Origin of the sequence: Anabaena sp. AL93 (assembly GCF_001672085.1) — a bacterium.
In the GTDB taxonomy this organism is placed as follows: Bacteria; Cyanobacteriota; Cyanobacteriia; order Cyanobacteriales; family Nostocaceae; genus Dolichospermum; species Dolichospermum heterosporum.
On record NZ_LJOU01000143.1, the window covers coordinates 1 to 10,263 of the forward strand.

The 10,263-nt window shown below is 44.0% G+C and carries 4 protein-coding genes and 2 pseudogenes; 5 read left to right on the plus strand and 1 reads right to left on the minus strand.

Annotation, left to right across the window (positions count from 1 at the left end; translation table 11 throughout):
- Positions 1-87 precede the first annotated feature (87 nt).
- The gene (locus AN486_RS24755) at positions 88-4,251 is read left to right on the plus strand and encodes a DNA-directed RNA polymerase subunit beta'' (RefSeq protein WP_290602878.1); all 4,164 of its coding nucleotides are present in this window, start codon (positions 88-90) and stop codon (positions 4,249-4,251) included.
- Positions 4,252-5,288: 1,037 nt separating this feature from the next.
- Here the strand turns inward: AN486_RS24755 and AN486_RS24760 are convergent.
- Positions 5,289-5,657: a hypothetical protein gene (locus AN486_RS24760; protein WP_053540075.1), complete on the minus strand. Its 369-nt coding sequence runs from the start codon at positions 5,655-5,657 to the stop codon at positions 5,289-5,291.
- A gap of 179 nt (positions 5,658-5,836) precedes the next feature.
- On the opposite strand from AN486_RS24760, the gene AN486_RS24765 reads away from it, so the two are divergent.
- The 4 genes and pseudogenes from AN486_RS24765 to AN486_RS24780 all read left to right on the plus strand — a co-directional run.
- Entirely contained in the window at positions 5,837-6,382 is a 546-nt protein-coding gene (locus AN486_RS24765) for a GIY-YIG nuclease family protein (RefSeq protein WP_053540074.1), read from the plus strand.
- Positions 6,383-7,593: 1,211 nt separating this feature from the next.
- On the plus strand, positions 7,594-8,970 hold the full coding sequence (locus tag AN486_RS24770; RefSeq protein ID WP_290602879.1) for an HlyD family efflux transporter periplasmic adaptor subunit: 1,377 nt from the start codon (positions 7,594-7,596) through the stop codon (positions 8,968-8,970).
- Between the two features lie 367 nt (positions 8,971-9,337).
- Positions 9,338-9,688, plus strand: a pseudogene (locus tag AN486_RS24775) (ATP-binding cassette domain-containing protein); the annotation flags it as partial.
- Positions 9,672-9,962 (plus strand): annotated as a pseudogene (locus tag AN486_RS24780) (ABC transporter permease); the annotation flags it as partial. The pseudogenes AN486_RS24775 and AN486_RS24780, both read left to right, overlap by 17 nt.
- Positions 9,963-10,263 lie beyond the last annotated feature (301 nt).

Sequence of the window (10,263 nt, forward strand, 5' to 3'; positions counted from 1 at the left end):
CCCCACTCCCCTACTCCCCCCACTCCCTCTGACTCCTTCTACTAACAACTAATGATTGGGCGCAGGCCCTGCGCCCCTACTAAAATTATGACTAAAGCAGTTTTTCGCAATCTGGTGGTGAACAAGGGTAAATTAAGAGACTTGATTTCCTGGTCTTTTACCCATTATGGGACGGCGCGGACGGCGGTGATGGCAGATAAACTCAAGGAGTTGGGTTTTCGCTATGCTACCAAGGCGGGTGTGTCTATTAGTGTGGATGATTTGATGATTCCTCCTTCTAAGAAGGAATTGCTGGAGGCGGCGGAGACGGAAATTTTGGCGACGGAGGAACGCTATCAACGAGGGGAAATTACTGAAGTTGAACGTTTCCAAAAGGTAATTGATACTTGGAATAGTACCTCAGAAGCGCTCAAGGATGAGGTGGTGGTGCATTTCAAAAAAACCAATCCCCTCAATTCTGTGTATATGATGGCTTTTTCGGGGGCGCGGGGCAATATTTCTCAGGTGCGGCAGTTGGTGGGGATGCGGGGACTGATGGCAGATCCCCAGGGGGAAATTATTGATTTACCAATTAAGACCAATTTCCGTGAGGGATTGACGGTAACGGAATATATTATTTCTAGTTATGGGGCGCGGAAGGGGCTGGTGGATACGGCGCTGCGGACTGCTGACTCAGGGTATTTAACCCGGCGGTTGGTGGATGTGTCCCAGGATGTGATTGTGCGGGAGTTTGACTGTGGCACTAATCGCGGTTTGACGATTGGGGCAATGGTGGAGGGGAATAAAACTCTGATTAAACTGGCGACGCGGTTGATGGGTCGAGTGGTGGGTGAGGATGTGGTGCATCCAGAAACGGGGGAAATCATTGCCCCTCGGAATACCCCCATTGATGATGATTTGGCGATCGCCATCCAAAAAGCCGGGGTACAGAAGGTGACTGTCCGCAGTCCTTTGACTTGTGAGGCGGCGCGGTCGGTGTGTCAGCACTGCTATGGTTGGAGTTTAGCCCATGCCAAGATGGTGGATCTAGGGGAAGCTGTGGGGATTATTGCGGCGCAAAGTATTGGTGAACCGGGAACCCAGTTAACCATGCGGACTTTCCACACCGGGGGTGTATTTACGGGGGAAGTAGCCCAACAGGTGCGATCGCAGGTGTCAGGAACGGTAAAAATTCCCCGCAAGTTACAAACCCGTCCCTATCGGACTCGACATGGTGAAGATGCTTTGTATGTGGAAGCCAATGGGACTTTGACAATTGAGGGGGATAAGAAATCGGGAACGGGGGAAAGCCAGGAAATTGCTGTTACCCAAGGTTCAACGCTGTATATCCACAATGGTCAACAGGTACTAGCGGATCACTTGGTGGCTGAGGTGGCGCTGGGAGGCAGAACTACCAGAACCAATACAGAAAAAGCCGTCAAGGATGTGGCGACGGACTTGGCTGGGGAAGTGAAGTTTGCCGATGTGGTGGCGGAACAAAAAACCGACCGTCAGGGCAATACCACTGTCACAGCCTCTAGAGGGGGGTTGATTTGGATTCTGTCGGGGGATGTATATAATTTACTGCCCGGAGCAGAATTGGTGGTAAAAAATGGCGATGCGATCGCTACCAATGGAGTCTTAGCGGAAACCAAATTAACCACAGTTCACGGGGGTGTGGTACGGTTGCCAGAAGCGATTCCAGGGAAAGCCACCAGGGAAATTGAGATTATTACCGCTTCTGTGGTGTTGGATCAGGCAGCAGTGACAATCCAGAGTTCCCAAGGACGGAATAATTACCTGATTACCACTACCAATCCCGATAATGGGGCGATATCGGAGTTTAACTTGCGGGCGACTCCAGGGGCGAAGGTACAAAATGGTCAGGTAGTGGCAGAATTGATTGATGACCAGTACCGGACAACCACCGGGGGCTTGTTGAAGTTTGGCGAAGTGGAGGTACAGAAAAAAGGTAAAGCCAAATTGGGCTATGAGGTAGTCCAGGGGGGAACACTGCTGTGGATACCGGAAGAAACCCATGAGGTAAATAAGGATATTTCCTTGTTACGGGTGGAAGATGGACAGTATGTGGAAGCGGGGACAGAAGTAGTCCAGGACATCTTCTGTCAAACTGGTGGGGTAGTGGAAGTTACCCAAAAGAACGACATTTTACGGGAAGTAGTGATTAAACCCGGTGAACTGTTGATGGTAGATGATCCAGAGACAGCGATCGCCCATGACAATACGTTTTTGCAACCCGGTGAGGAACTGCAAGGAACTGTAGCTACGGAATTGCGCTATGTTCAGTATGTGGAAACTCCTGAAGGTCCAGGGTTGCTGAGTCGTCCGGTAGTAGAATTTGCTGTCCCCACCAACCCTGATGTTCCAGCCACCACTTCCGTCAGTCAGCAGACAGGGCGCTCGATTCAACTGCGGGCGGTGCAAAGGATTCCCTACAAGGATTCGGAACGGGTGAAGTCGGTGGAGGGTGTGGAACTGCTACGGACACAGATAGTATTAGAAATTGAGCAGGAGACGGAGGGAGAACACGGCAGTTCACCTTTGGCGGCGGACATTGAACTGATTACAGACCCAGAAGATGGGGAGATTCAAAGACTACAGTTAGTAATTTTAGAGTCTTTGGTAGTGCGCCGCGACATTACGGCAGATGCCACCCAAGGCAGTACCCAAACTAATTTGGAAGTGGTGGATGGTGACACCATTGAACCGGGGGCTGTGGTAGCCCGGACGAAGATATTATGTAAGGAAGGGGGCATAGTCCGGGGTGTGCAACAGGGGGCAGAAACAGTCCGCCGTTGTTTAGTATTGCGTGCCAATGATTTGGTGACAGTGAATACCAATGTCTTGCCCACCGTCAGTAAGGATGATTTGGTAGTAGAAGGAAGTGCGATCGCGCCGGGGATATTCGCATCGGAATCGGGACAAGTGGTGGAAGTCAAGGGAGGTGACAGGGAACAGGTGACAGGTGACAGGGAACAGAGGATAGGTGACAGGGAACAGGGAACAGGTGACAGAAATGCTTCTTCACTGTCACCTGTCACCCGTCACCTGTCACCTTCTGCTTACACCATTACCCTCCGCGTCGGTCGTCCTTACCGGGTGAGTCCGGGGGCGGTGTTACAGGTAGAAGATGGGGACTTGGTGCAACGGGGTGACAACTTAGTGCTGTTGGTATTTGAACGGGCTAAGACTGGAGACATTATTCAAGGTTTGCCCCGGATTGAGGAACTGCTAGAAGCCCGTAAACCCAAGGAAGCTTGTATTTTAGCCCGTCGTCCGGGGGAAGTGAAGATTGTCTATGGCGATGGGGATGAGGTGACATCCATCACCAGAGAAGCCTATGCCATTAAAATTGTTGAAGCCAATGGCACAGTCACCGACTATCCCCTTGGACCTGGGCAAAACCTGATTGTTCCCGACGGGGCGCACATTGTAGCCGGACAACCCCTCACCGACGGACCCTCCAACCCCCATGAGATTCTGGAAATATTCTTCAGTTTGGGGTCGGAGGATGGAATCTATGCCTGTGCAAGCCACGCTTTGCAGAAGGTACAAACCTTTTTGGTAAATGAAGTACAGATGGTGTACCAATCCCAAGGCATTGACATTTCCGACAAACACATCGAGGTAATTGTCCGGCAAATGACCAACAAAGTGCGGATTGATGACGGTGGCGACACAACCATGCTACCGGGGGAACTGGTAGAACTCCGGCAGGTGGAACAGGTGAACGAAGCTATGGCGATTACCGGTGGGGCGAGGGCAGAATACACTCCCATGCTGTTGGGGATTACCAAGGCATCGCTGAACACCGACAGTTTCATCTCCGCGGCTTCTTTCCAAGAAACCACCAGGGTCTTAACAGAAGCCGCCATTGAGGGCAAATCGGACTGGCTGCGGGGACTGAAGGAAAACGTGATCATTGGGCGCTTGATTCCCGCGGGGACTGGCTACAACACCTACGAGGAAGCGGGGGTAATTGATGATTACGTAGTAGATATGGGCAGTGGCATCTTAGATGAAGTAGATGATTCATTGGACATGGTACTAGACGACCGCACCGCAAAACTCTACAACCTCGACGCACCGGGCATGGGCGATAGTGGCTTTGGTAGCAAAATAGGAGAACGGCTACTACTCGATGAGGATGATTTAATTGCTGATGAAATTAACGACCTAGTTATAGAAGATGACGATGATTTCGGAGAAGAAGAGGAAGATGATGACGACGATGATTTTGATGATGAATAAACTCTAGGACACTGCGGCGAAGGGACTTCCAAATAAAAAAATACTCAACCACCTAACGCAAAAATCTCTCAAACCCTTATTCCTCTGTGTCCTCTGCGCCTCTGTGGTTCGTTAATCAGGATAATTTATTTCTTGGAAGTCCCTAATAGTATTAACGTAAAACCCATAGCCCGCCTGGGAATGAATTCCCAGTCTAATAGCAGAAGTTGTCTTTTGATGACTAAATAACCCGGAAATTTTTGAGTAAACTTTAGTTTACTTTCGCTATTAGCCCGGAAATTCATTTCTGGGTGGGTGTGGAAGCCAACAAATAAGCCATCTGTAGCCTAAGTTGACACCAATGAAGCTCTTGCTTTACCCCTACGTTTAGAATCAAACAATCAAGCCGTTTTGAGTATAGTACAAAACGGCGTAAATAAACCAACCATTCTAAATCCTCCAAAAGCCTATACTGTCTTCATTTTGACTTTTGACTTTTGACTTCCGCCTTGCCCCAACCCCCCTTACAAAGGCTACGGTGTACACACAAGTTAAATTACCCCCCTTAATCCCCCCTTATCAAGTGGGGAAACCGGAAAAATTAGTTCCCTCCCCTTCACAAGGGGGGAAACCGGAAAAATTAGTTCCCTCCCCTTCACAAGGGGAGGGTTAGGGTGGGGTAATTTGAGGAATAATGGTGATTCGATAACTTGTGTGTACACCGTACTTACAAAGGGGGGCTAAATTCCTCAAAGTCCCCCTTTTCAAAGGGGATTTAGGGGGATCTGCGGGTGTCAGATCCCACATGAAAAAGTTTTCAAACAACCTCTTAGAGACTTCCAAATAAAAAAATGTCCCAAAACTAACGCAAAAACCCTCCCTATTTCTTCTCTCTCTGTGTTCTCTGTGCCTCTGTGGTTCGTTTGTTCATTTATTTATTGGGATAATTTATTTCCTAGAAGTCCCTTAATCAGATTTAAGCCAGTTTTCTACTGATATCTGAATCTGTTCCCTTGCCCCAAGGACAATTTTTAACGCCCACCTACTTATATCCATTATTAAAAATCACCCAGCTTGATCTTAATTCCAGAATCTAGGGGAGGAACTTTTAGATATTCAACTGGCTCATAAGGGTTACGATTTGAGTTATTACTGGGGCATAATTTCAAAAAAGATTCTGGATTCTTGATATAATCAAGAGGATTTATTTTCTTACACTCTGGCTTGCTGATACTGAAATATGGTTCAGGATTGACTTGGGGCATCTGATACCAATAACTGTCAATTGTGATTGGTTGTGTGATTAACTCTGCTGATTGATCATGTTCAACTCCGATAGGAGAAACTGGTTGAGGTTTAGCATTTATACTTTTATGAGCAAAAAACTCACATAATAAAAAAGTTAGGATTAAAAAAGGTAATTTCATTTGATAATGGTGAAGATGTGGAAAGTTTTTTGGTTTAGAGACTTCCAAGAAATAAATTATCCCAAGAAACGAACCACAGAGGCACAGAGTACACAGAGAGAGAATTTTTGCATCAGTTTTGGGACATTTTTTTATTTGGAAGTCTCTTATGATTACAATAACAAATTTTTAATTCACTTATGACAACAGAAATAAACTTACCAACCTTAGCTAGTTTAGAATATCATGCCTATATTGATAATGATGGTGAAGTCATAGTCACCTTTCAAGAAAAAATTGGAGTTTACGCGATTTTTAATCAGGATAAAATTCTGCAATTTGTTGGCTATTCTCGTGATATTTATCTAAGTTTAAAGCAGCATTTAGTCCGTCAACCTCAAAATTGTTATTGGGTAAAGGTACAAACTATAGAACGTCCTAATCGAACAATTTTGGAAGCTATTGAAAATGCTTGGATTACGGAAAATGCTAATCCTGATATTCCGAACATCGAAAATAAACAAAAATGGAATAATCCTATAGATGTAAAAGAATTAATGACACCAGAAGAACAAAATAATTATCAAAATATAGCTATTGATGAATTCGGAAAAAGCAAGGTTTTAAAAAATGTGGCGCGGCGGGTTGAAGAAGAAATTTTAGGAGTTCTCAAAGACCGGGGAGTCAATACTCAAATCCGCTTTAATCCAAAATTAAAAGAAACAGGATTATTAGATTTAAAATGAACATCAGAGACTGGGAACGAGACGAATCCCTACCACATCTCGTTCCTAGTCTCTGACTAGGAATGCAGGTAATGAGGCTCTGCCTCTAATATCATTGAAGGCAGAGCCTTCTAGAATTCATTCCCAGTCAGAGACTGGGAACGAGACGAATCTCTACCACATCTCGTTCCTAGTCTCTGACTAGGAATGCAGTTGATGAGGCTCTGCCTCTAATATCATAAGAATATCCGGTAAGTGGGAAACTCAGTGGCTTGGCTCCCTGAGAGGAAAGCGACACGGGCGGTTTTAACCGCTTTGAATCTTTTTTCATTACCGCCTTGGAGTTAAGAAACTCGGGGTACTTTTGTGGTGTACTTTCAACGGGACAATTACCGATTCAAATTTCCCAACTCTGTACGCATAATGTGTTGCTCCGAAGAGCCTCCCATTTCTGGGGTAATGTTAGCTAGATGCCTCCGGCACGCTGGCGCGAACGACCAGTTATAAGAGCTTGCTTGAGCTTACAACACTGTTCCAGTGACCTTAGAACTGTTTAATCACAAGCGACAGAGCGGGGAACTAGTGAAGCAGCGCGGTCTTGGGGGTTTCCCCCATGAGCGACTGCTGAACCCCGAAGGGGCTACGCATTCGGTGGGTGTCGTGACTCAAATAACGGCTACCATGAGACTAAGCTCAGGGTGGTCTGGTCAGTACAGCTTGTTTGATTACTCTTGCAAGCTCAGTCCCTTTAGGGCTGGGTTACTGACTGACTATCTATATCAATAGGATTTCAGGGCTTTGGCAATAGTATTGACTAGACAGTCTAGTATATATTTTAAGGTAGAGGTTGTTGACACTCCCCGCGTCTTTAGACCGGGGATTCTATAGAGAGTTTCAGTCTATATCTCTCAGTTATCCCAGCTTCAGGCAGGGTTCCTTAAATATTTGGGTTCCTGCCCTGATCCTGTTTGCCATTACCGGCAGAATCATCTCTGACAAGCGTAACTTTCCGAGAGTCCCCCGGTAGGTTTTTAATGTCTTTGCTGACAATTTAACTGTATCACGAATATGGATTAAAATTTGAAGTTATTTCAAATTTTTAAATTAATGTCAATGCAGGATAAAGGAAAGCCTCTAGCCTTCATCCCTTGTCTAAAGCACAGATGTAGCTGACTTAGGAAGCTACATCTTCAAGGGTTTTCGGCATTTCCCTTATAATTTGGTATGCTACTATGTCTCAAACTGCGCCAACATCTCCAGACAATTTTCTTAATGTTCCTATACCACCATCTAAGCAGCGAAAGGGTAAAAAACCAATTCCTTTGTTATTGGGGTTGTTAGTCGTGGGGGGTAGTCTTGGTTATGTCCTGTGGCAAAATCGCCCCCAGGGAGAAGTAGATGTACTCAAATTAAGTGGTAGAATCGAGGGCTACGAAACCGAAATCGAAATCGGGATTAAACGTTCGGGAAGAATCGAGTCCATTGCCTTGAGAGAAGGGGCTTATGTCAAAAAAGGACAAGAATTAATTAAGTTAGACGACAGTAATGATCAACTGTTACAAGAGCAATTACGAGGCGCTGAAGCACGATTAACATCTGCACAATCCGATGAACAACAGGCGATCGCAGAGGTGGATAGAGTGCAAAGTGAACTTGAACAAATTAACAGTCAAATTAGGGAAGCAAAGCTGAATTTACAACAGTCCGAGGGGGATACCCAAGGACGAATTCAACAGGCAAAATCTAATGTAGCGGCGGCTAAGGCTCAATTATTACAAACTCAAGCTCAAGTGAAGCAAACAGAGGCAGAGGTAAAATTAGCGAGAATTAACAGCGATCGCTATGCCCAGCTTATCAAAGAAGGCGCTATTAATCAACAACAATTTGACCAATCACAAACCACATTAGAGACAGCCATAGCCACTCTAGAAGCCCGAAAAGCGGCTGTAAATGCGGCACGAGAACAATTAAGCGCTATCCAAGGGGCATTAACTCAAACCCAAACCACAGGCTTTAATCCTGGCATTCGTAATGCTCAATTAGAAGCATTAAGCAGAAAAAAAGACCAGAGTTTTGCTCAAATGAAATCTGCTCAGGCTAAAGTCAGATCGGCTCATGGTAAAGTCAGAGATGCCTTAGCATCAAAACAGCAAATCCTCACCCAAATAGCAGACTCGAAAAAAGATTTAAATGTTGTTAGTCCTTTAGATGGGGTAATAACTTCTCGCAGTGCAGAACCCGGTACAGTAGTTAGTAGTCAAACCAAAATTTTAACAATAGTTGATCCCAAAAATATATATCTGCGAGGTTTTATTCCTGAAGGTGATATTGGCAAAGTCCGATTGGGACAAATTACTAAAATCTTTCTAGATTCTGCACCGGAAAAACCCCTAAATGGTAAAGTAATTTCTATTGATCCTCAAGCTTCTTTTACTACAGAAAATATTTACTTCCAAAAAGATCGGGTGCGACAAGTAATAGGAGTTCGCATTCGAGTGGAAAATCCTCAAGGTTGTTTTAATCCCGAAAATCCCTATAAAGAATCAGATTTACCCTGTGCTAAAATCGGAATGCCGGCAGATGCGGAAATTAGGTTACAAGGTAATTAAGAGAAACAAACCACAGAGGCACAGAGGACACGGAGAAATGAGAGTTTAAAATATTTTCTGCATAAGTCATGGGGAGTTAAGAATGACTAATTACCAATCACCAATTACCAATTAGCCATTACCAATTACCAATTACCAAACAGAGGCTATTAAGGTTAGTAATTTACAAAAGAAGGGAACAGGGAACTCTTAACTGGGAACAGGGAGCAAATAAGAAACACTCATTTGCACCAGTTTAAAGCTCAGTCAAAAAAAGGATGTTTTTAAAAGATGCGTAGCACGAAAAAAACAGTGTCATTATTTCAATCTCATGTTTTTAAACATGAGTTTTTCCTGTTCCCTGTTGCCCGTTCCCTGTTCCCTCTGACATAAAGATTATGGGAAGTTAGCCGCAGTTAGAGGAATTAATTTTACTGTTAATAAGGGGGAAATGTTTGGTTTGATTGGTCCTGATGGTGCGGGGAAAACTACCACTTTTCACATTTTAGGTGGTGTGATGGTAGCGACTGCGGGGGAAGTTTTGGTATTTGGTCAACCTGCACGAGATGCGCGGTTAATGACGGGATATTTAACACAACAATTTTCTCTATATTTGGATTTGAGTATTGATGAAAATTTACGTTATGCGGGAGGTTTACGACAAGTTGATGATGATTTGTTATGGGAACGTCGTCATAAGTATCTGACATTAATGAGTTTAGAACAATTTGGCGAGAGGTACTATTCAAAGAGTTACCAATTTCTTTATGCAGCAAGAAGGACTTTTACCAGCTACTAAAAGAATTACCGCTAGAATCCGTTTGTGGTTTAATCCTGGTAGATTAGAATCTCTATATATTGTTCCCGGAGTATATGGTGTAATTCTATGGATTTTTCCATCTTTACTAACAGCGATCGCAATGGTTAGAGAAAAAGAAAAAGGGACTATTTTACAAGTTTATGCTTCTAGTATCAGTGCCACAGAATTATTATTAGGTAAAGGCATGGCTTATCTATCAGCAATTCTCATTTTGAAAAAAATAAGATAAAATTCTCTTAATTTAAGTGTAAACCCTGTATTAAATTATTCTTTTTTAATAGATAATTATCATCCGACGCTGGAGATAGATAGGGTTTTAAAAATCTTTAAAAATCTAGACATGAAGAATTGATTTCAACTTACCAATCTAGCTGAAATTCTAAGCAAATTTATAGTTTTTTGAATAAATAACTTTCTCCTCCTCTTTCAATATATTGACATTTTTCAACCAGAATTTATTTTTTTAAATGGGACATATTCCCTGAGAATAAATG

Excerpts from the sequence above, each read along its gene's own strand:
- AN486_RS24755 (WP_290602878.1), top strand. The coding sequence starts at position 88 with ATGACTAAAGCAGTTTTTCGCAATCTGGTGGTGAACAAGGGTAAATTA.
- AN486_RS24760 (WP_053540075.1), bottom strand. The coding sequence starts at position 5,657 with ATGAAATTACCTTTTTTAATCCTAACTTTTTTATTATGTGAGTTTTTT.
- AN486_RS24765 (WP_053540074.1), top strand. The coding sequence starts at position 5,837 with ATGACAACAGAAATAAACTTACCAACCTTAGCTAGTTTAGAATATCAT.
- AN486_RS24770 (WP_290602879.1), top strand. The coding sequence starts at position 7,594 with ATGTCTCAAACTGCGCCAACATCTCCAGACAATTTTCTTAATGTTCCT.